24 protein-coding genes are annotated in these 20,205 nt (G+C 46.4%); 2 read left to right on the top strand and 22 right to left on the bottom strand.

The window, feature by feature from the left end; translation table 11 throughout:
* Positions 1–255: 255 nt before the first annotated feature.
* From ArsFIN_RS02385 to ArsFIN_RS02490, 22 genes are all read right to left on the bottom strand, one after another.
* A complete protein-coding gene (locus tag ArsFIN_RS02385; protein ID WP_026821515.1) occupies positions 256–1,932 on the bottom strand; it encodes a hypothetical protein in 1,677 nt (558 codons plus the stop codon).
* On the bottom strand, positions 1,929–2,489 hold the full coding sequence (locus ArsFIN_RS02390) for a baseplate complex protein (protein ID WP_026821516.1): 561 nt from the start codon (positions 2,487–2,489) through the stop codon (positions 1,929–1,931). The genes ArsFIN_RS02385 and ArsFIN_RS02390 overlap by 4 nt, the downstream gene beginning before the upstream one ends.
* Positions 2,440–3,201, bottom strand: coding sequence for a hypothetical protein (locus ArsFIN_RS02395; RefSeq protein WP_071846836.1), 762 nt, complete (start codon positions 3,199–3,201; stop codon positions 2,440–2,442). The genes ArsFIN_RS02390 and ArsFIN_RS02395 overlap by 50 nt, the downstream gene beginning before the upstream one ends.
* A complete protein-coding gene (locus ArsFIN_RS02400; protein WP_034249146.1) occupies positions 3,198–3,818 on the bottom strand; it encodes a tail fiber assembly protein in 621 nt (206 codons plus the stop codon). Before ArsFIN_RS02400 ends, ArsFIN_RS02395 begins: the two co-directional genes overlap by 4 nt.
* Positions 3,818–5,629, bottom strand: coding sequence for a phage tail-collar fiber domain-containing protein (locus tag ArsFIN_RS02405; RefSeq protein WP_051296900.1), 1,812 nt, complete (start codon positions 5,627–5,629; stop codon positions 3,818–3,820). Before ArsFIN_RS02405 ends, ArsFIN_RS02400 begins: the two co-directional genes overlap by 1 nt.
* 12 nt (positions 5,630–5,641) lie before the next feature.
* Positions 5,642–6,232, bottom strand: a complete 591-nt coding sequence (locus tag ArsFIN_RS02410) for a phage tail protein (RefSeq protein ID WP_026821520.1) — start codon at positions 6,230–6,232, stop codon at positions 5,642–5,644.
* Positions 6,219–7,409 carry a baseplate J/gp47 family protein gene (locus ArsFIN_RS02415; RefSeq protein ID WP_026821521.1) on the bottom strand — a complete coding sequence of 397 codons (1,191 nt, stop codon included), beginning with the start codon at positions 7,407–7,409 and terminating at the stop codon, positions 6,219–6,221. The genes ArsFIN_RS02410 and ArsFIN_RS02415 overlap by 14 nt, the downstream gene beginning before the upstream one ends.
* On the bottom strand, positions 7,399–7,734 hold the full coding sequence (locus ArsFIN_RS02420) for a DUF2590 family protein (RefSeq protein ID WP_026821522.1): 336 nt from the start codon (positions 7,732–7,734) through the stop codon (positions 7,399–7,401). Before ArsFIN_RS02420 ends, ArsFIN_RS02415 begins: the two co-directional genes overlap by 11 nt.
* Entirely contained in the window at positions 7,727–9,712 is a 1,986-nt protein-coding gene (locus ArsFIN_RS02425; RefSeq protein ID WP_026821523.1) for a phage tail tape measure protein, read from the bottom strand. The genes ArsFIN_RS02420 and ArsFIN_RS02425 overlap by 8 nt, the downstream gene beginning before the upstream one ends.
* Positions 9,709–9,834, bottom strand: a complete 126-nt coding sequence (locus tag ArsFIN_RS28105) for a DUF6890 family protein (RefSeq protein WP_276324652.1) — start codon at positions 9,832–9,834, stop codon at positions 9,709–9,711. The genes ArsFIN_RS02425 and ArsFIN_RS28105 overlap by 4 nt, the downstream gene beginning before the upstream one ends.
* 65 nt (positions 9,835–9,899) lie before the next feature.
* Entirely contained in the window at positions 9,900–10,220 is a 321-nt protein-coding gene (locus ArsFIN_RS02430) for a putative phage tail assembly chaperone (RefSeq protein ID WP_407062010.1), read from the bottom strand.
* 44 nt (positions 10,221–10,264) lie between these two features.
* Entirely contained in the window at positions 10,265–10,642 is a 378-nt protein-coding gene (locus ArsFIN_RS02440) for a hypothetical protein (RefSeq protein ID WP_026821525.1), read from the bottom strand.
* Positions 10,639–11,049 carry a structural protein gene (locus tag ArsFIN_RS02445; protein WP_026821526.1) on the bottom strand — a complete coding sequence of 137 codons (411 nt, stop codon included), beginning with the start codon at positions 11,047–11,049 and terminating at the stop codon, positions 10,639–10,641. Before ArsFIN_RS02445 ends, ArsFIN_RS02440 begins: the two co-directional genes overlap by 4 nt.
* The gene (locus ArsFIN_RS02450) at positions 11,046–11,339 is read right to left on the bottom strand and encodes a phage holin family protein (protein ID WP_026821527.1); all 294 of its coding nucleotides are present in this window, start codon (positions 11,337–11,339) and stop codon (positions 11,046–11,048) included. Before ArsFIN_RS02450 ends, ArsFIN_RS02445 begins: the two co-directional genes overlap by 4 nt.
* 12 nt (positions 11,340–11,351) lie before the next feature.
* On the bottom strand, positions 11,352–11,807 hold the full coding sequence (locus tag ArsFIN_RS02455) for a DUF2597 family protein (protein ID WP_026821528.1): 456 nt from the start codon (positions 11,805–11,807) through the stop codon (positions 11,352–11,354).
* Entirely contained in the window at positions 11,804–12,925 is a 1,122-nt protein-coding gene (locus ArsFIN_RS02460; RefSeq protein ID WP_026821529.1) for a DUF2586 domain-containing protein, read from the bottom strand. The genes ArsFIN_RS02455 and ArsFIN_RS02460 overlap by 4 nt, the downstream gene beginning before the upstream one ends.
* Positions 12,926–12,937: 12 nt before the next feature.
* Positions 12,938–13,642: a hypothetical protein gene (locus ArsFIN_RS02465; protein WP_026821530.1), complete on the bottom strand. Its 705-nt coding sequence runs from the start codon at positions 13,640–13,642 to the stop codon at positions 12,938–12,940.
* Positions 13,632–14,111, bottom strand: a complete 480-nt coding sequence (locus tag ArsFIN_RS02470; RefSeq protein WP_026821531.1) for a phage tail protein — start codon at positions 14,109–14,111, stop codon at positions 13,632–13,634. Before ArsFIN_RS02470 ends, ArsFIN_RS02465 begins: the two co-directional genes overlap by 11 nt.
* The gene (locus ArsFIN_RS02475) at positions 14,108–14,560 is read right to left on the bottom strand and encodes a head completion/stabilization protein (protein ID WP_026821532.1); all 453 of its coding nucleotides are present in this window, start codon (positions 14,558–14,560) and stop codon (positions 14,108–14,110) included. The genes ArsFIN_RS02470 and ArsFIN_RS02475 overlap by 4 nt, the downstream gene beginning before the upstream one ends.
* A 98-nt stretch (positions 14,561–14,658) precedes the next feature.
* The gene (gene gpM, locus ArsFIN_RS02480) at positions 14,659–15,366 is read right to left on the bottom strand and encodes a phage terminase small subunit (RefSeq protein WP_026821533.1); all 708 of its coding nucleotides are present in this window, start codon (positions 15,364–15,366) and stop codon (positions 14,659–14,661) included.
* 3 nt (positions 15,367–15,369) lie between these two features.
* A complete protein-coding gene (locus ArsFIN_RS02485; protein WP_026821534.1) occupies positions 15,370–16,398 on the bottom strand; it encodes a phage major capsid protein, P2 family in 1,029 nt (342 codons plus the stop codon).
* Between the two features lie 29 nt (positions 16,399–16,427).
* Positions 16,428–17,213, bottom strand: a complete 786-nt coding sequence (locus ArsFIN_RS02490) for a GPO family capsid scaffolding protein (protein WP_034249149.1) — start codon at positions 17,211–17,213, stop codon at positions 16,428–16,430.
* A gap of 162 nt (positions 17,214–17,375) precedes the next feature.
* Between ArsFIN_RS02490 and ArsFIN_RS02495 the strand changes: the two genes are divergently transcribed.
* Both ArsFIN_RS02495 and ArsFIN_RS02500 read left to right on the top strand, forming a co-directional pair.
* Positions 17,376–19,163 carry a terminase large subunit domain-containing protein gene (locus ArsFIN_RS02495; RefSeq protein ID WP_026821536.1) on the top strand — a complete coding sequence of 596 codons (1,788 nt, stop codon included), beginning with the start codon at positions 17,376–17,378 and terminating at the stop codon, positions 19,161–19,163.
* Positions 19,163–20,194: a phage portal protein gene (locus ArsFIN_RS02500; protein WP_034249150.1), complete on the top strand. Its 1,032-nt coding sequence runs from the start codon at positions 19,163–19,165 to the stop codon at positions 20,192–20,194. The genes ArsFIN_RS02495 and ArsFIN_RS02500 overlap by 1 nt, the downstream gene beginning before the upstream one ends.
* Positions 20,195–20,205 lie beyond the last annotated feature (11 nt).

The raw sequence follows: 20,205 nt of genomic DNA on the forward strand, positions 1-20,205 counted from the left end.
ACTTTTATTTCGTGGGGTGTCAGTACCAAAGTAAATGTGACCCATATTGCTGGAGTAAAATTGATCTCCATCGATGTTATTAACTGATCTCGATGGATGTTATTCGGTGATCTCCATGCATGGTAATATGCATCATTCCCTTTATGGCATTTTATGAGGGTGGTGTCGCTTAAATTGGTAGAGTGGATCAGTTTTGCATGATCGGTGATAGTATAAAAAAGCCCACACTGGGTGGGCAAAAGCTGAACGATAACGTTACTGACTAATAACGGGCGAGTACTTCTCTTTTAAATTGTCTGACTTACTGCCAGCGCTTTTGATTGATGATGCGTTAAGGGGTGCGCCCGTGTTGTTATGAGTGTGTGCGGCTGTTAGCTCGGCAAGCTCTTTAACGACTGCTAATGTCTCTAACATCAATTGGGCAACGTTGATTTGTTGACTACCTATCCAAACCACAGGCGCGATAATGTGTTGTTGTGCACCGGCAATACTTTGCTTAATCTGTCCGACTTTCTCTATGAGCTTTTGACCAATTTCTATTGTTGAGTTTTGTCCAACATTAACCGTCATATCTTTTTCAATGCTGGCGACATAGTTTTTTGATGTTGCTATTGCGTAATCACCCTCAGACAAATGTTGGATTGCACCCGCTAATAGTTTTCTCATACCGAATACGGTCAAGGTATCCGTCGCTTGTACCGTCGTTTCCCTTGAAACTAATGTCCGCTGTTCTTTATCCGCGTTGATGGTGCGTAACATAGAGCATTCATTAATGCTTTGGTCTGTTTCACGATGCCAGCTACCATCGACCGTCACGCGCTGAAAAACTTCTTGGCGTTGCTGCTGTAATTGCTCCCCAGGTTGTATATCCGGCAGGGTATTATGTTGGCTGAGGGTTTGACGAATAAAGGGCTTATCCGGCCTACCCCCTTCAAACGCAATTTCGACTATGGTTCCTTCGGGGGGGAACTGGAACAGACCACTTTCACTACCTGCCATGGGCAAAGGTAACGGTACGGCTTTGTATGTTGGTGCGGCGGATCCGTTACCATCACTATCGAGCAGTTGCACATCAACCGCATATTTAGGTCTGAACGGGTCGGATATATCCCCTGCGCTGACGGATTCACTCGGTGACTCAATTCGGGCGAATTGGGGTAAATGTAGACCCGCTGATAATTCAGGGTACGCTTTATCAATCTGGTTGTGTATTGGGCTTTTGTCTTCTGCTTTACCTGTCAGCGGATTGATTGTCGTCCAGTACAGGGTAATATCTTCATTTTCAAGCTGAATTTTGTTAACACGTTTACCGTTTACCACGGTTCCAGCCCGTAAAGCAGGGATTAATGGAAATGTCGCGCTATTTCCTGCGGACTGTTTTTTTGAAAATGGCGCTGGGACTTCATGATTGTCATTTTTAAACATGGAGTCCGCCCAACTGCCGACAAAGACTTTACCGTCGGGCATTTGATACCAGACATAATCATCAATGCTAAACACTGCCCCAAGATGAGTGAGTAACTGAAAGCCAGTCCCATTATGTGTGAAGTGGGGGATTGGCGTATGACTATATTTTGCCTCGGGTAGAATGAACGTCAGTCCGCTATTTTCCTGTAAATAATCGATAATTGTTTTTAATGTGGGGTGCTGAAATGAACACGGCCACATTTTATCAAATAGCCCCACCAATTCACGGACGAACAGTTTTTGAAAACCGTTATCGGTGGGTTGAGTGCGTTCGACATAGCCCATGAAATAGCGATAGAGCGAATTGGTGTAACCGGTGTCAAATCGTACTAATTTACCGGTGTAATCGGTGTTAGTTTCTACCGTCAAAAAACCCCGTCCGCAAGCGGATAACTCCAGCATGATTTTGGCATCAACAAGGTGCACTTCATCATGCGATAAATAGCAACGACTAATCGGTTTCATGGATTCCCCCAATCATCAATGGGTTTTAACACCGTTCGTTCAAACCAGTTCAGTTCATCTTTTTCTTCTTTTGACGGGGTGGTAGGGGCTTTGGGGTTGCCTGTTTGCTTTTTGGCCTGTACTTTTCCTGCCGCGATAGCGTCTTTTTTCTCAGAAACCGATAAATGCTCTCTTAATGTAAAGGTGATTTGCCAGGCCATTTGCCCGTCGATTTCCGATGCGTCAATATTTCCGGTAAAGGTGGCGATACGAAAATTAATCGCTTTGGCGGTATGGTTAGCCACCCTGTAGCGTTTAAGTTTACCCTCTTCTTTGGCTTCCGCTAAAGCAAATAGCCTTGTGAGCACTTTCGGGTCAGTAAAGTTAATCACGCCCGTAACGCGCAGCTCTTTCGGTTTGATACCTTGCTCGGCCACTGCCGTACTGGATGTTTGACCGGATTGGTCTTTATCCTGAAATTGTACCGACGGATTAACTTTGATGTTCTTTAACGGGATGGCTTCGCCATCAAGCGCCAGAGTAATGGTTGTCGGTTTCGGGTCGTGTGATGAGGTCATGTAGCATTTCCTTTAATGGTGCCAGTTCACTCCCTGCGAATAGCGTTGCTAATGTAAAAATGGCATCCGGTTCAGGGATGTCTTTTTGCAGTTGTTCTGCTAAATAATCCCCCGTCCCTGTGCCGATAAAACGCCAGATTACCATCGATTGGCCAAGTAGCTCGGTGATTTTGCCATCAATCGCGTTTAAAACACTTTCGCGGTTGATTTTAAATCGGGTCAACGCCGATTTTATGGTATCAATACCGCTTGTGCTCCCTGCGTTATTTTTAGACTGCGCTATCAATTGCGCGTTTATTGTGGCGCGGCTACTGGATGTTGATAATGTTTGCGGTTTTGGTAAACCGCCAAAAGGTAAAGCCGGTAACTGCATTTTAGTAATTTGCAGTGATTGGGCGGTTTTGGCCATGCGTTCAACCTGTGAAAAAACGGGCAAAGGGAAAACGGTCGAAAACGCCTGCAACAGCCCCATAAATTCAGTTTGGGTTTTAGCGCAGACCATCATCACAACAACGTTGATTTCCTCAGCCCCCCTTAATTTCTTAGCCAGGTGTAGAATCGCATTGGGCGGGCTTAAATAACTGCCTGTTGCCGTTTTTTGCCCTAATCCATACACAAACGGGTGAGCGGACACCATCGAGCAGGTTAATTCCGACAGGGTCGGCGACATTTTCAGGATTTGTTTACGCCAATAACAACGATGCTCTGTCATTGCGGTTTCTCTGGCCAATCAATATCCGGTGCGATTGAGGTGTCGATATCATTGAGTTTAACACTATAAATTTCCCACTCGCGCAATGTTGACGCATCGATATCATTACCCATCCCCAGCCTGACTTTTCGCTCTAATGGATTGATGATTTGTTCCGCTTCATTAATCAATTGTAACTTTTTCTCATTCGCTGTATTGATTTGGGCGGCTTTCACTGCCTGATTATCCGTGACCCATTTTTTGCCATCCCATTTATCAAACTGCGTCTTAGGCACTAACAAGGTGAAGCCGGTTTTTATTTCGCCGAGATAATCAACGGTATAGGCATATTGAGTGGTGGTATCAAATACCGTTTTGCCTCGGTGGTCAGGAACATATAGCCACTGTTTGCCATCAAGACTCCGAATAATGGCGATTTCGTCACTATTCGGTATTTCTGGCGCATCCGTATAAGAACATTCTCCCACGCTGAGACCATCATGCAAAAATTCCATTGTCGCACCGATATATTCATGGGGTGCGTCCTTCATGCAAATAAACGTTTTTATCCAGCCTCGGTTTTTCGCAAAACCGTTTTCACCAATTTCGGTGGTTTTTATGTCTACACTGTATTTCATTATGCAGCCCTTACGATATATAAAAATGCGACATTTCGCGGTCGGTTTTCGTTTGCGGTAGGAACGACCCGCGAAGCATTAAAAGACATGACGCTGCCCCAATCGTCACCGCGTCCATTGGCAATGTTCACATTATGGTTGCTGTCTCTTCGAAATACCCCTTCACCATTAACTACTGGCGGTTCTGTCCCACCGTGTCTGGCATACCCAATGCGTCCGGTGATATTTCGAATAGCATCACCTTGATTACTTAATACTGTTCTGCCTGGGTCAACTTTTCTGCCTAAATCCAGCCCGCGAATAAATTCACCGTACAAAAGGGGCAATTTCCCCGAAGGATAAGCTAACGCTAATTGGGGATACTTGGCTTTATCGAAGTAATTGCCATCACAGACAAAATAACCGTTAGGGGGCGTCGCTTGTGGCCAGGGAATGGGCGCGCCGACCGGATAATTGTTGATTGCTTCAACATCAGAAGTTAATGCTAGAGTTCCATCTTTCTTTGATGGAATAGTGACAACAGCTTTATTGTTGTTTTTAGCATCTCTATACACGAAATAGGCATCGCCCGGGGCAGTTTCAAAGCCAAGTTTCTGACCATCGCCTTTGATAAGGGTCAAGCTGGTATAATTACCGTTACTCCTTATATCTATTTGACCTGCGGTGAATTTTTCCCAAGAATTTTTCTTGGCAAAGAGCTCGTCACAAACTTTTTGGCTGATGACATCGGTTGTTGAGTGACCCGTCGCTTGTTTAATAACGGCACTGTTAAGTTTGGTATTAAGACCTTGTAGCAGTTCTGTTTTGGTGGCGTAGTCGCCTTTAGATTGCAGTTTGTCCACTTCTGTTGTGAATAAATTCAAGCTGGGCACTTTGTCATTATTATTGCCCTTGACACCTGAAATGTTCACCTTATCGACCTTTTTGGTTAAATCCAATTTGAATTGCGTTTCAAACGCTATCATCGATTGATGACTCAGTGCCCCTTTGGGCCGTAAATCTTTCACGTTTCCGTTGGCATCAATACTGGCTATCGCAAACACATGATGGGCAAAGCCGCTATTATCCACATAATTATTCAGGGTGGGGGCAGCGGTAATGTTAATGACGGTACGCCACTGGCTGACAATATTGCCTTGATAGCTAAAGTCGGCATAAATTTTTGTGTTTCGTAATTCATTTAAAACCGATTTTTTTTCCAGTTGTCCCCGTAAACCACCTACATAGCCAAGACCTTCTTTAACGATAAATTGTTCACTGTTTCGGATGACTTCAAAGCCTTCATCAAAGAAAGCGGCTTCACCGTAGCTATCGATGTTAATTAAACGCTGCATTTCATCAATACCCGCTAAACGGGCGGTAAAGTCAATTTGCCATGTCTCCGCCCGTGTTTTGATTTGGGTTTCTTCGGCTGCGCCCTTGAATTCCAACAAAAACGAGCGGATCAAGACATTGCCCTGCTGGCCGTTTTGGGTTTTTAATTTTTTCTGTGGCGGCGCATGGGTGATCATGGCGACGGTGCCAGACGTTTTATTCAGTAACCCAATCCAGTTAAAATCAAAATCACCGATCTCAGCCCCTAATGTGACGCTATAAGCGACCGCATTTTCACTCGCTAAACCCGCTTTATTGACGACCTGACGGTGCACAATCTGATGGATAGGCGGTAACGTTTCGTTTCGATCAATGGGGTTATTGGGATCGAGGTTTGGGATGTTTGCAAACACAAATTCATCAAGCAAGACCGGTTTTCCACTTGCCGCTTCTTCCGCTTTCCAATGTTCAAACGCCGTCGTAATGACTGAGGCCATGAAGGTGTTCCTTTACATTAATGAGGCGCCAACGGTTTGACTTGACGCTGAATGATGAGGTAATGGCGCGTGATAACACACATAATCCGCTTCAACAAAGCTGACTGGCATCCTCAATTTATGCGCAGCCATCACTTCAAACCGATAGCGGCGACAAGTCCGCCCATATTGGCGAATGATGTTTAACAGCAAATCGGGATGATTGGCGATTTGCACATCACTGACCCGTAAGATAATCACATCCCAATCAATATCGGGCTGACGCTCGTTTATTTCGACATAACCGACGCCAAGGCGCTGAAATATAGCAATAAACCCTGCCACGCTTCCCGCATCCCTGGCATTAATAAACGCATACTTCACCCGCTTTCGGTATAAATTCAACGGTTCACCGTTAAATCGATGGATATCGCGTTGATAAGCCAGCAAGTTTAATAATGGCTCGGTGCAGGTTTCCGGATCTAATTGCGTTAATGGCCAGGTGATCCGATCGTAAATCCATTGCCAAAAGCGCTTTGTCGCGCGCAATAATGCGGCGGGTTCACCGTTGTTCATCCACGAAGGCAGCTCTAGCCGTTTGAGTTTTTCGTTAAACTCGGTCATTACGTACCTCAACCGTCAGTGACGTTAAGCGTGGTACATTCAGTGTACTCACGATATCGGTAAGGCTAAATTCAATAGAATCAATGACCTTAAAGTGTTTGTGTAACTCTCGACCTAAGTTTGAAAACGAAAAACGCGAATAGGGCCAGGTCTTTTTAACCGCGTATTGGGTGTTTTCTCTAAATGCGCACCGCACTAAATTGCCGGTGTCGTGCTTTAGCTTTTGTAATGCTTCCGCGGTGAAGTTCTCTAGGTTTTGCACAAACAGCGTTATTTTCAATGTGTGCTGAGTTTCTGGCATAGCGAAACACTGCATATCATCACCGTGTCCGTGATGACCTTGCGCATTGATATAGTCATTCACTTTGTCGATAAACGGCAGACTGGTCACCCCACTGTCTAACAACAAATACGCATTGGCCGTCCCTGCACCTCTTGGTGCATCATGCAAGAAGAAAATGCGTTCAATACTTAAGCCGACAACGTTTGCAATCATGCCGCGATAAACCGCATCGGTGTGATAATTACCGACCAGGTTATATTGGTTTCGGCAACGATCACGTAATTCCTGGTCATTCTCTGCATTGGCACCCGGTATTAATAGCCAATTGTCTTCATTTTGAACGCGATCAATGCCCGTAATGGCGACGGGCAAAATACGGAAATAGCCAGGGGCAAGGTTATAAGCCCCGCCCGCACTTTCTGCGATAACCGGCACTAACACGCTGGCGGTATCAATGGTTTTTGTTTCTACTGTTTTCACCCGGTAAATGGTGCCGTTAATGCGTTCAGTCTGAATGAGGGTACCCGCTGCCACAGTGACAGCGCCTGCCTCTGCCGAACGATAAAAACGGATCAGCCCTTTAGCCTCGGTAGCCGGTTTTCTGGCTAAATTGACACCCCATGCAAACATATCGAGCAAGTGACCGGATGCGGTCGCCAGATACATGTTTTTCAAGGTAACATGAATTAATGCTTCATTGAGCCATCGAACAGGGCGTGTGACGAGGGTATTAATCAAGCGCCAAAATGGCGACATCGTGGATGTATTCGTAATGAGTCCTTCATCGTGAACAAGGGTGGCGAACTGGTCGCTAATTTCCGCTTCAGAAACCGGCATCCCGCTCTCCCGTAATACTTGCTCATAATCGATTGTGGGTCTGTTTCTACTGTCCATCATTCACGCTCAAATTGATACGGCCAAAATCGACCGTATCGGCCGTCACCCACAATCGTTTTGGGCTTTCTTCGTCAATCACCACGCTACCCGGAATGAGCCGCTCGTCACTTTCGACCAGAATTTCCATTTGAGTATGAATATCAGCGCGGATTGTCGGACTTCGCTCGGCCACTAATTGTGTCGCGAGTCCACTTTCAATGATGCGGTGTGCCACATCTTGCGTGATTGACACCCGGTTATGACACAACGCCGGTTCATCACCGGCATTCAAAGTAAAATTTCGGTCGGTAATTAATAAATCAATATAGCGTAAATCATCCATTTTCTAGCCGCGTCCATTCCGCTAAATCCGTTGGTGACATTCCGTTTGTCACATGGATATTGACGTTATCAAAACGCTTGCTGTTATCAACGCTTTGCGTTCGGTTATGGCTGATTTGCCGACTAATGCCGCCTTTTTCGACATCGTTTAATTGGCTACCCATTAATAAACTTCCTGCATCAGCAGGGGTAGAAGAGCCAACCGCTGTTCCGGTCGCGTTGGTTTCAATGTTGACCCCGGGCAGGATATTAAGCACGTCAACGATCCCGTTGTAAACATCGATGAATGATGCTTTTAGCCATGTCCACACGCCCGTAAAAATATCGGTGATCCCGTTTGCCATGGCAGCGAATGAATCAATAAAAGAAAAATTATCAAACCAGGTGGTTAACTTTTTCCATCCTTCAAGGATGAATTCCAATGCTTGGTCAAAGGCTTCGCCGACAGCACGAATAGCCATTGAGACCACGTTAAAGGCGGTGGTATTCATGACCGCGGCTTTAATGGCATCCCAATGTTCAATCAATTTAGTGATACCGTAGGCAAGCAACGCAATTGCCCCAACCACTAACAATACTGGCCAGCTCATAAATGAAAAACTAATCCCCGCGACCATGGCCGCAATGCGTACTGCCAGCAGTGTTCCCCTGATCAGTTTTAGCGCACTATTCCATGCTAAAATCGCTCCTCGGTAAAGCCAGACAAACGCCGTCCCTATTTTTAATACCCCGGTAAACAGGCTCATGGTGACTGTTAAGCCCGTCATCATAAGACGCGCTATTCCCATCACGATATTTGCTGCCGCCCCCGCGGTAGCGAACCCGAGTGTACCCAGGGTGAGATAACCCACCCACCGTGCGATATTAGGAAACAAGGTAAACCAGCGCACAAGGGTTTGCCCCCCTTCGGCCAATTTATCAATGAATGGGTTAATAACCGGTAACAAGGTCATGCCGACGGCAATTCGGATAGATTTCCAGATTGCCCGTAATCGTTCCCAAGGGAGGGTTTGTTTCGCCGCTTGCTCAGCGGTACGTTTTAGGCCATCACTGGCACCTAAAAACCCGATATTTTTACGCAATATATCGACATTGCCATAAAGCTGTTTGACGACCACGGCAGCATCACCGAAAGCGGCTTCAATTTCTTGTTGGGCTTTTACGTTCCCTTCAATACTGCTGCCATATTTGGCTTGAAGCTTATCCAACATTTCAGGCATTGAGCGCATTTGGCCCGTGGCATTGACGAAAGAGAGCCCTAACTTTTTAGCGCCCGCCGCCGCGGTCTTCATAAATGACTCATAAGCCCCCGCGGATTCACCGCCTAATGTTCGTTGTAATTCGCCCAATACCGCTAATTGTTCGTCAATCCCCACACCGAATTGTGTCCCCGCATTTCTTGCGCCTTCCATCAGACTGGCCATTTCGGCCATAGAGATACCGAAGGTTTTTGACATCGTCACGGCTTTACCCGCCAGTAATTCTGCAAACTGCACCTGACCCACCTGATTGGCATAGGATTCGAACTGGTTAAACATTTGCCCCATATACTGGGTGGCTTCCTCTGGCGTGCTTTTCAGTGCCGCGGCGGTGGTGTTGGTAATACGGGTTAATTGCGGTAAATCCTGTTGGTTCACATGATTAATGGCTTTGCTGATTGCGGTGGTGGAATTCACAAAATCGATAGATGATTTACCGTATTGCGCCGCAAATTTAAGGGCATCTTTGGCGATTTTATCCATCACGCCGCTATCGATACCTTGTAAACTCGCAGACATCATGGCCTGATTCATTTCGATAGCGGGGTCAAGAATGCTTTTTACCGACCAAAAAGCCCCCACCAGTCCCGCACCGCCAATCGCCATTTTTCCAAAAGCGACTTGACTATCATGAGCAAAGTTAGCGACGACAGATTGCAGCTTCCGAATGGGTTTAGTGATGTTGTCAATAAGGCTGAGGGTAAAATCAAGTTCGCTCATGAGCCACCTTTAAAGGCAAGTGCAATGCCATTTGCAATGGCAATCCGCATGTTTTCTGAATAGCGATTGTCTAACCAGATTGCCGCCGCGAGATTTTCCTCCGTGTCCGCTTCATGTGGCAAATACCGCTGCCGCAGTATGCGGAACTGTTGCAGCGGATTCTTTTCAATCGCACGAACACGGTGAGTCAGTTTTTTATGCTAATTTCCAGCCTGGGCGCATACGCTTTATTGACATTATCAACAATTTGCGCGGCGGTACCCGGTAGCGTGAGTAATTCATCAAGATATTCTTTGCTCTCTGCACAAACTATCCGTTTTAGATAGGTGGTGATAGGGGCGATTTTGTTATCCATCGACATATCATTGATCATGCTATTGTAAGCCGTGATATTGGGCTCAAAGCGGATGTCTTTTTCATTGATAGTTAACGTAATTATTTTTTTGCTCATGCGATAAATCCCTTCTTTGATTAATTTCGTCCGATAATTGGTTATGTCGGGCGGCACATTGGCCGTACATCATGGCTAAATCGGTTAATGTGATGGATAAATCACGACCGGTTTTTCCTGTCAGGGGTGGCAACACCGATGCGCATTTTTTTAGCAGATTTTCCTGATAGCTCGCGTTCGATATTGCGGGCGGTTTCGTTATACATCCTGACAAAATCATCACTAACACAACCGTGAGTAAAGACAGGCTTAATAATTTCAGTGCGTATTTCTCTGGGGGCAGCATGGGTGATCCCCTCCAATTTTTCTTCTAACTTTGCCGCGGCTTGGCGCGATATCGTTTCTAACTCAACCCGGGTTTTATCCGCGGTTTTCTTGGCGGTGAGCGCCAGGCTATCGTGATAAAACCCGTTGACTTTCCAACCCGCCCAGAAGGCACAGGCTAATAATGTGATAATCAGCGCGAGGGGTTTTGTCATAGCGTTGCAAACGCCTTTTCAAATAGCGTTTGTTCGTAGGGCTGTTGCCCGTTTTCATGAAAAATGATCGCTTTAGCCAGTTCGATGACCGTGTTTTTATCAAAGGGATCGATCGTCTCGGTGGGTTTTACCTTTAGCGCGTCAGCGACCCGATGAATATAAATCGCGGTTTCATTCTCGACGGAAGGTGCCCAACGATGGATTATTTTTTCGATCGTATTAAACCCAGAAAGATGATAATTTTGCAGTAACTTCATTAACGCTCTCACACCATATTCAGGCAGAATGAAACGGCAAAAACGCGGTTCGATGCGACTATCAAAAGGCAATTGGCCTAGCCATTGATTCTTTGGGTGGTAATCAATATTGCCGGGGTTATTGTTTCGAATGCCTCTTATCCCTTTCATGGCTTAAACTTCCCTTTTAACCATCTGCTGGTGCGTTTTTTAAGCGATAATTCAATCGTTTGATAGCCAGCGATGCCGAGAGCCGAAGCCAATCCGGTCAGCGCCAGGGGTGAAAGGTCAGGGATCCAGATTAACATGGCGCCTGCCGCCACCGAGGTTGCCGAGCCTAAAATCACCCGACCCATAAATAACTTAATCGTGACCGGCTCGGCGTTTGTTAACATTTGTCCGATACCAATTAACGCGCCGATAAGAACCAGGGTGATAAATGTCTTTTCTTGCTCTTCCATGAACAATATGCCTTATCCAATCAGGGTTTTTGTTAATGCTGATTCTAAATAGGGGATGCCATTAATCCGCACAAAATCCGGGCTGGTGACCAAAAACTTGATTTTGTGGGTCGTGACGGTACCGCCTTTGGGGTCAATATCTAAAATATCGCTGACAATCAATTTGCAGCCAAACGCCTCCACTTTCATTTCTTCATTACCCGCCTTGGCATACCAAAGAAAATCCTGCGGTTTGATCCCTCGCCATGATCCTGCCGCGCGCGCTTTCGCGGTCATGATGGTAAAGTACTTGGCGGTAATTTCCAATTCCCCTTCGGCGCTCACATCACCGGAAACAAAACCGTCAGGCATGCCGCGTGTTTGCGCGGCGGCGGTGTTATCGGTAATCGATAAGTTCACTTTTTCGACGTGAATTAAATCGCCGTCAATATTGACGTCAAAACTTTGACCGGATAAACGTTGACTCATTGGTTAGCCTCCAGCTTGGCATCCAGTAAAATACTGACCGTAATGCCTTTCGGGCACGCATAGGTGCGTACGGTGATATAAATGTCCACCGTGTTTTTTGTTTTCCAAACAATCGCAACATCCCCTTCTTGCGGTGGTTGACATTCACCGGGGAATGTCACGCCGTTAATTTCAGTGCTACGTGCCATTTCGCGCATCGTGCGTGAAAAATAAGATTTATGACTTTCGATACTGTTTGGTGTGCTATTTAGGCTCCTATCACCGATTTTTGCGATAGCCTGTAATCGCACCCGCCGCGCCACCTTATCGACAATACGCAGATTTTCGATAGCTTGAAAATCACCGCCTTCAACACTGAGCGTTCGCCCCTCCGACCAATAAAGTCCGTCATAGTCGGGATACCACATGGGAACACTAAAACGCATTTTTTCCAGTGCCTGAAGCGTGGCCAAATCAATGTTCACGCCTTCACTGTCCTTAGGGAAATCACTGCGACCAAGGTCAATCAATGCCCCTGTTTGCACACGGGCAGGACTATCGGCAATGGTGACGGATTGATGACATAAACGCCCCGCTAATACGCCGGCTTCGTTACCCCATAACACCGGGACCAATTGAATTGACGCTTCGGTTTCGCCTTTTTGCAAAACACTTAAGCGGGTTAAGGCCTTTTGCCAGGTTTCCGCCTCTTGCAGTCCCACAACCGAAAGCATGCCCCACGTCCAACGGCCAAACTTGGCAAGTAAAGTGGCGCGGAGGGTTTGTGCCGCTTTGATAGTCGCCTTGCTGGTTTCACCGATATAGACATAACCCTCAACACTGGCAACGGATTGTGCGGTTAAAACCGCATCAACAAAAGCGGTATCCGCTGCATTTTCGGGTAAGACATGAACGTAAGCAAACCAGTTCTGGCCAGCATTCGCCATGGCGGCTTTGATATTCGATTTTAACGGGTTCGCTTCTGCTCCCAATAAGGCGTCTAAATCCGTTTGGGTATTGATAGGTCGCGTTTCACCCATCGCGTTTTTCCCTTTACCCACGAACAGCAAGACGCGCTCAATTTCTTTGCTTTCGCCTTGACGCTGGTCAACCTGATTAACTTGAACGTGTGGCCACATGGTTAAATCCTTTTATTTAATATCCTGTGCGTTGACATCCGCGCCAAATCCAATCCCTTGTAACTGCCTGGCGAGTGCCTTTTTAAAATCACGATCACTCATCCCTAAAAAAGCACGGGCAGGAACATCGATAGTCCAACTCTTTTTTGCCGTTTTACCGCTTAACTTTTTAATAAGTAAGCCAGCCTGATAAAAAGACAGGGTTTCCGTTATCTGTTTTACTGTCGGTTTCCGCCACCGTTTGCCGCGTTTGACCTGATAGCCAAATTCCCGTAATTTTTTGGCCTGTTTATGGGTTGCTAAACGGCTCGGATCACGGCGTTGTTGACTGTCTAGCTGTTGTCGCCGAACCGTGACGTGCATCCCATGCTGTTGCGCAAATCCGACCACACCGGCGGGAACGGGTTTTGTTCCGTTACGGTATTGACCGCCTTGTAAATAAATTCTCACCGCATCAATCTGTGGCATTTCTTTGATATGCAACAGTTTTGGCAGGTTTCGCAGCATCTTTTTTTTATACTGACTTTGGCGTGCTGGCCAGGCGGTGCCATTCGGGCGTTGCTGGTTTCTAACGTTGCGCTTTGCGGCCGCAATCACCCCATATTTTGCCATTCGCCATAAAAAACGTTGGCGTTTTTTAGGCGGTAATGCCAAACCGTTTAAGGCTTGCTGCATGTCTTTAAACTGTTTTTTATTCAGTTGCCCATTAATTATCATCTTTCACATCACGATAAATGTCAGCGTGTTCAGCAAATCCTATCTGCGGATCAACAATCGACCATTTTTTACCCTCAAAAGGGATAATGCCCAAGGTATCTTCTTTCATGACGATGGGCTCAGCCAGTGAAAGTGTCACAACGACAACGGCGGTTTCTCCATCCACATCAACCGTCATTGAGGGCGGCTCCTGCTCAAGATTACTCTCCCCTAACACATTATCCTGTTCAGCTAACCAGGCATTAATCAATAAAGGGATATAACGTGGGTCAAGCTCACGGTAAGGGAAACGCCCCCAGGCAATTACGGCTTCAAATTTCTGTATCAGCATTTGATACTGATCTAAGCCGACCTCTTTTTGCGCCGGAATAAACTGTATTTCGTCCATTTCGCTGGTAAATTCGGTTTTCCAAACCCGCTCGGGCAAATTTGCTTTTAAAAATTGGGTCAGGCATTGTAATTTGCTCATAGCATTGCCACCGTGACACGTTTTAAACCTTTCATGTTGCGGATCACCACAGCCGCCTCAGCGAGTAATCGACGTCGAACTTCGGGGCTTTCCTGTTGTGGATGAGGCGCACGGCTGACCATTGCGGTGTATTCGCCGATTAAATCCGCTTTGGCTCGGGCATAGACGGCTTTTTTATACTGTGCGCTGAGCGCATTTTGACCGTTGGCGCTCGCACCTGTCACTTCATATGACGTTTTATAGCCTTTCGCCAATAACTGGCGTTTCAGTGAAGCGAGCGACAAATTAATTTCGGCAACACTGGCTAATAGCGCATCCGTAAGCAAATCGTTGTCTAAATCCACCGGTACCTGCCGTTGTTTTTGAAAGTCTTCCAAATTCAAATCCGGCCAAAAACCCTCATTAATAATCGGATTATGCTGGTAATTTAACTCGTTGCCGTTAAACATAACGCTCCTTGTAAAAAAAACGGGCTGTCCGGCTTCCCTGGCCAATTGCAATCAATGGCATTGCCTCCACCGCGCCCGTTTGGCTGGCGGTAGTCTTTTTATGCTGTTTTTAGCGCACGAAGGCGCATGGCGATGCGTTTTAGCTGCGTATCAACCCCCACTTTAGGATTAAGCGCTCTGGCGCGCGCCAGATAGTCGGCGGCTTTTTCAAGCGTTTCAACACAATCCATCGCACTGGCTTTGGCTTCCACATTGCGATCATGACTTAGCAAGTTCAATGCGGCAAATTTGTAGTATTTTGCTCGGATTTTTTCGTGTACCCGCCATTTTTCAGTGACATTTTTAAAGGTGCGTGAAAAATAAGGCTCGATGCCGTTTCCCGCTTCCTGTTCCGTATACGCCCAGGCTAATATCGTATCCGCCACAAACGCGGCGAAATGACTACGGAAGTTATCGGGGGTGAGCTGTCCTTGCTCAATGGCAATCTCTGCCCAATCCAATCCTTTATCGAAATCCCCCACATCAAAGAGCCAAATGACGCAATAAGCAAAAATGGGGTTTCGATAGACTTCCCCCTCTGACAAATAACGTTCAGCGGTGGGAAGGTAAGTGGGCAGTAATTCTCGCCTTTTCATTTCCACTCTGTCGGCGGTTGTCGGTTGGGCTCGTAATCGTTTGACATCCCGCTCAATCGCTCGCGCTTGTAAGTGCATACTGGCACCATCAGCGATAGAGACAGCTTGTTGCCGTTCTAGCTTTTGGCGCAGTTCAACTTCGGCACGATGGCGCTGAGCAGGGGATAGCATGGCTTATCCCCCGACTTTTTCGGCGGGCTCGGTAATTTTACCGATGGTAACCGCGCCTTCATCATAAGCAGCATATAACTCAGGAAATTCCAGCGCGTAGCCTTCATTGCGCAGATATTTATTCTCATACTGCTTACGGTCTTCGACAAATTCGGCTTTACGCTGGCGCGTATTGCGTTGGGTGTAGATATGCAGATTTGACAGCATGGTTACCACCATCCTTTTTCCCGGCATAAAAGGGGGCACAAGGGCTTTACGGCCAGCGATGGTATCCGCCAGCATTTGCGCGGCGATTTTCTCTGTCGGTCGGTCAGCGGCCTGATATAAGCGATATTGTTCGGCGGCAACCAAATCCGCCCCAACCAGCACGACCAAGCGCGGATCCGTACGGAACTGCTGAGGAATAGAAGTATTAATCAAATCGGATGCCATGGCGTCTAACGATCGGAAATCCCCTTTATCATCTAATATGACCGGTTTAGTGATAACCTGCTTACCGCGATTCCAATCTTTAGCGATTTGATGCCAACCGATATTGACGTCTTCACCGTTTGGATTCTCTTCGGGTTTAGTGGTATCGGCAACTTTTTTACCATTAAAACCAATGCGCAGCATATCAAGCGCAAATGATTCATTGGTAAAGGCTTGCATACGCTGGAAAAACTCATTTTCCGTCCCCGCATTCGCCCATACGGATAACAGGCTCCAGGGTAATGCGGCGCCGGAGTCTGTTTCAGCCAGTTTGTACTCGTTGCCGTCCACCAATGTTTTACGAATAAAACGACCGTCTTTATTGCGACCGGTGAATAAACCGGGATTACCGACCGCAACCACTTGCCCCTGCAACTGGTCAACGTCAGCACAGGTGATCATGCTCAATAATTCAACCGATTCAAGCAATGCTGAACGCAAAGCCGTTTCTTTTGGATCCGATAATTTAAAATAACGCGATGGGTTAGTGACGTTATACGCTTTCGCCAAACCACTTTCGTAATGATTGAGCCATTCCTCGGCTCTTTGGTTTAAAAACATGGAAATCCCTCTCCTAGATGACGAGCCGATTAAAGAAATTTAAAACCCTTTTCTTTTGTATTGTTCGCCGGATTGAGTTTAGGTAAACGCGTAATTTTTTCGTCCAACTTTCCAAAGTTTTTAACGATTTGCGGTAGGTTATCGCGTAAACGGGCAAACTCTTCGGTGTCAACCACTTCTTTTACCGTGTCGACCTCTTCTTGTACGTCTTCAACATCTTGCTGTGTTGATGCCAGCTGCGATTTTAAACGCTGAATTTCCTCTTCAGCCTCGGCGAGTGCCTGAGCTAGCTGCTGCAATTTGTCACCGTCGACTTCTTTTTCGATAGGGGATTCGGGCTCGGCAATATTAAAAAGCTTACGCCAGTTTGATTTTTTAGACTTTGTTGACATGTCCTTGTCCTTTGGTTTTTTCCGGCTGAAATGGAGCCGGGTAGTGCCGACACTGGCCGGCTCATTCGTTACGCCCAGTCCTTGCAGATAAGACTTACCTGTCCCTCTAAAATTGCCATCAGGGGTTAATTCAATCGAAGTGAATAAATAGTTATCCGCTGCATTGGCCATTAATAAATTGACAAAGGGCCGCAGTATTGCGAGTAGCTGTAATTCACCACGCGCATTTTCTTCCAGCATGACTTCAAGGACTTCGCCCATGGGCTCCGCATCGTGGTTATGTTCAGGCCAAATCATCGCCGCATATAATTGGTGATCATATAATTCGGCGACATCTAACAGGTCTTGTCTTTCAATAACCCGACCATCAATGGTGTCACCCTCTGTCGCGATACATAGCCATGTAGTTCTTAATTGCGACATTGATATGTTGTTCCCATCCTTGGGTTAATTTGCTTCCGTTCGTTTCGGTCTACTCAGTATTGCCCACATTTTTTTCACTGGCGAGAAGTTCAATTCGGCTATCACGGCGTTGCCGAAAGCGACTTAATGCCAGCAGCAACGCATCGAGGCACAATGCCTGCTATGGCTAAATATCACGATGCAAAAATTGAAGTCGCCAAATCCCTTTATTTGCGACACTACACGCCGGCGGAAATCGCCGCGGAATTAGCGCTACCCAATCGGCGGATCGTTTATTATTGGGCGCAAAAATGGCACTGGGCCGAGATGCTCAGCCATGAAACCGTTATTGAGGCAATCAATCGTCGAATTGTACTTTTAACCGGTCGTGATAAGAAAACTGAACTCGAACAGGACGAACTCGATCGCCTCATTGCACATCATGTTAAGTTGATGGCACAAGCCAACAAACATACTGAAAAAATGGTGGCGCTCAAACCCCAGTCAAATGACAGGCAAGGTTATGGCGATGAGATGGTTGAAGATGAAGAAAAACCAAAAAAGAAAAAGCGTTATCGTAAAAATGACATTTCCCGCATTACTGCTGAAGACTTCCAGCAATTTGCGGATGAAAGGCTATTTGCGTATCAAAAACACCTGCGCATCAACATGACCCAGGCGGTTCGTAATATTTTAAAAAGTCGCCAAATTGGCGCAACCTGGTATTTTGCTTATGAAGCGTTTGAAAATGCCTGTTTGACAGCCGATCCACAAATATTTTTATCCGCATCACGCCCACAGGCGGAAGTTTTTCGCGCTTATATCGTGAATATTGCCGAAAAGTTTTTTGGGGTAACCCTAACCGGTAATCCGATCCGGTTAAGCAATGGCGCTGAATTACGGTTTCTCTCCACAAACAAAAACACCGCACAATCCTATAGTGGTCATTTGTATTGTGATGAATACCTCTGGGTACCGGATTTCAAACGGTTGAATGATGTCGCCTCCGCCATGGCAACCCATGACAAATGGCGCACAACCTATTTATCAACCCCCAGTTCAAAAACACATGGGGGTTATCCATTCTGGACAGGTGACGAATGGCGCGGTCAGGATCCAAAGCGTAAAAATATAACGTTTCCTTCCGTTGATGACATGCGCGACGGGGGGCGCGTGTGTCCAGATGGTCAATGGCGTTATGTTATTACGCTTGAAGATGCGATAAAAGGCGGCTTTAATCTGGCGTCAATCGATAAGCTACGGCAACGATATAACCCTGACACCTTTAAGATGCTATATATGTGTATTTTTATTGAGCATGGCGCTTCTGTTTTTAAATATGACACACTGCAAAAATGTGGGGTTGATGTGAACTTATGGGAAGACCATAACCCGAAAGCCCCAAGACCCTTTGGCGAGCGTGAAGTCTGGGGCGGTTATGATCCTGCGCGCTCTGGTGATACCTCCACCTTTGTCATTGTTGCACCACCCATGATGGCACCTGAAGTGTTTCGAATATTAGCCACTTTTTATTGGCAGGGGTTTAGCTGGCGTCATCAAGCCAAACTGATTGAAGATTTAACGAAAAAATATCGTTTCACCCATATTGGTATTGATACCACCGGGATTGGTCAATCCGTCTATGAAATGGTGCAGGATTTTGCTCCTCGCATCACACAACCTATCCTTTACAGCTTATCAATGAAAACCCAGTTAGTGATGAAAATGATCGATATCGTTGATGAAGAACGGATTGAGTGGGATGTGGAACAAAAAGAAATACCCGCCTCTTTTTTATGTATTCGACACACCACAACGGGTAAAGGCAGCGCCATGACGTTTGTGGCGGATAGAACCCAGGAAACCGGTCATGCAGACGTTTTTTGGGCAACCTCCCATGCGGTGATTAAAGAGCCCTTGAATACCGATAAAAAACGCAAATCAACCTATCACTTTGCCAAGGCGTCATAATGAAAAAGCAATGGAATTCACGCAAAAACAGGCTGCAAACAGCAAAAGCAGCCAAAAAAGGGTTTAGTATCACGTTGGGTAAGCCAGAACCCATTTTAACCACGCATACCGATTATCAAAATGTTGGGTATGACAATGCGTTCGATCACTGGACGTTGCCCATTGACCGACAAGCCCTTGCCGAACTGGTGAATTTGAATGGTCAGCATGGCGGCGTACTCTATGCCCGCCATAATATGGTAGTCAGTGATTATATGGGGGGCGGTTTAACCCATGAACAGCTTAAAGCGGCGGTATTTAGCTATTTCCTGTTTGGGGATGTGGCGCTATTAAAAGTGCGTAACGGTTGGGGGGATGTTTTAGCGCTAGAAGTCTTGCCCTCGCTTTACTTGCGGCGCCGAAAAGACGGCGATTTTGTGATTTTACAGGACGGTGAGCCTCTGGTTTATTCCCCTGAAGACATTATTTATCTCAAACAATACGACCCACAACAGCAGGTTTACGGTATTCCGGATTATATCGGGGGGATCCATGCAGCGTTACTCAATAGCGAAGCGACTATATTTCGCCGGCGCTATTACCATAACGGCGCCCACACGGGCGGGATGATTTACTGTAATGACCCGAACATGACGGATGAAGTGGAAGCGGAAATCATTAGCAACCTCGAACACAGCAAAGGAATTGGAAATTTTTCAACCATGTTTGTCAGCGTGCCTAACGGTGACCCCGATGGCATCAAGTTTATTCCCGTAGGGGATATTTCGGCGCAGGATGAATTTAGTAACGTGAAAAGCATTAGTGCCCAGGATGTGTTAACCGCCCATCGTTTCCCCGCAGGTTTAGCGGGCATTATCCCCGGTAATGTGGGGGGACTGGGTGACCCCATCAAAGCGCGTGAAGCCTACCGAAAAGATGAAGTCATCCCGGTTCAAAACCTGTTTATGCATGCGATTAATCCTGAAATCGGCAAAAATGAAGGGCTAAAGCTGATTTTTAATCAAAAATCTGACAATAAAAATGATGAATAGTTAAAAATGGT

It is taken from the genome of Arsenophonus nasoniae (genome assembly GCF_004768525.1).
Taxonomy (GTDB): domain Bacteria; phylum Pseudomonadota; class Gammaproteobacteria; order Enterobacterales; family Enterobacteriaceae; genus Arsenophonus; species Arsenophonus nasoniae.